The sequence below is a fragment of the Natronoarchaeum sp. GCM10025321 genome (genome assembly GCF_042663585.1).
In the GTDB taxonomy this organism is placed as follows: domain Archaea; phylum Halobacteriota; class Halobacteria; order Halobacteriales; family Natronoarchaeaceae; genus Natranaeroarchaeum.
The window spans coordinates 1-1,693 of sequence record NZ_JBHTAN010000009.1; the positions used below are offsets into that span (position 1 = coordinate 1).

A 1,693-nucleotide genomic window follows, 5' to 3' on the forward strand; every position below is an offset into this window, starting at 1 on the left:
ACTGTTCCAGCAACTCGGTATCGAGCCGCCGAAAGGCGTGCTCCTTCACGGACCGCCAGGCACCGGAAAGACGCTGATGGCGAAGGCGGTCGCCAGCGAGATAGATGCCTACTTCGAGACCATCTCCGGCCCGGAGATCATGTCGAAGTACTACGGCGAGAGCGAAGAACAGCTCCGTGAGGTGTTCAAGAAGCCGAGGAGAATGCGCCTGCGATCGTCTTCATCGACGAAATCGACTCGATCGCACCCAAGCGCGGCGAGGCCGGTGGCGACGTCGAACGCCGGGTCGTCGCACAGCTACTGAGCCTGATGGATGGGCTCGAAGAGCGCGGTCAGGTCACCGTCATCGCGGCGACCAACCGCGTCGATGCGATCGATCCCGCACTGCGGCGTGGTGGGCGGTTCGACCGCGAGATCGAGATCAGCGTCCCCGACAAGGGCGGCCGCGAGGAGATCCTGCAGGTCCACACCGCGGGATGCCCTGACCGAGGACTTCGATATCGAATCGTACGCGGAGAACACGCATGGGTTCGTCGGCGCTGACCTCGCCAACCTCACCAAAGAGGCCGCGATGAACGCGCTCCGGCGGATCAGACCGGAGATCGACCTCGAAAGCGACGAGATCGATGCCGAGATCCTGGACTCCCTGCAGGTCACCGAACGCGACTTCAAGGAGGCGATCAAGGGGATCGAACCCTCCGCACTCCGCGAAGTGTTCGTCGAGGTCCCCGACATCACGTGGAACGACGTCGGTGGACTCGACGACACGAAAGACCGACTCGTCGAGACGATCCAGTGGCCGCTTGAGTACCCCGACGTGTTCGAGACGATGGATATGCAGGCCGCCAAGGGCGTCCTGCTGTACGGCCCCACCAGGGACTGGGAAGACGCTGATGGCAAAAGCAGTCGCCAACGAGGCCGACTCGAACTTCATCTCGGTCAAGGGCCCCGAGCTACTGTCGAAGTGGGTCGGTGAGTCCGAGAAGGGCGTCCGTGAAGTGTTCAGCAAGGCTCGCGAGAACGCCCCGACCGTGGTGTTCTTCGACGAGATCGACGCCATCGCTACGGAGCGCGGAAGCGGCGGCGGCGACTCGAACGTCGGCGAACGCGTCGTCTCGCAGCTGCTGACCGAGCTGGACGGGCTCGAACAGCTCGAAGACGTGGTCGTCATCGCGACGACCAACCGTCCGGACCTGATCGACAACGCCCTGCTCCGGCCCGGTCGACTGGACCGTCACGTCCACGTGCCGGTGCCCGACGAGGACGCCCGCAAGGCCATCTTCGAGGTGCACACGCGAAACAAGCCCCTCGCCGAGGGCATCGACATGGAGTGGCTCGCAAGCCAGACTGAGGGCTTCGTCGGCGCGGACATCGAGGCCGTGACCCGCGAGGCGTCGATGGCCGCCTCCCGCGAGTTCATCAACTCGGTCGAACCCGAGGGGATCAAAGAGAGCATCGGGAACGTCCGTATCACGCGCGAACACTTCGAGCAGGCCTCGACGAGGTCGGCCCGAGCGTGACCGACGACGTTCGCGAGCGCTACGAGGAGCTCGAATCGAACTCACGCGAACGGAACCGGACTCCGAACAGCTCGGCCGAACCTTCCAGTAAAGCGGCGAGACGACCGACGTAGAACCGCTGTCGACGAATTTTTCACGGTTCTCCGGCAATGTTGAGTGTGCTCTCCGCGCTG

General features: G+C 63.9%; 1 pseudogene. It reads left to right on the plus strand.

The features are described from left to right. Window positions 1–1,611, plus strand: a pseudogene (locus tag ACFQL3_RS18565) (CDC48 family AAA ATPase); the annotation flags it as partial. Window positions 1,612–1,693: the final 82 nt, after the last annotated feature.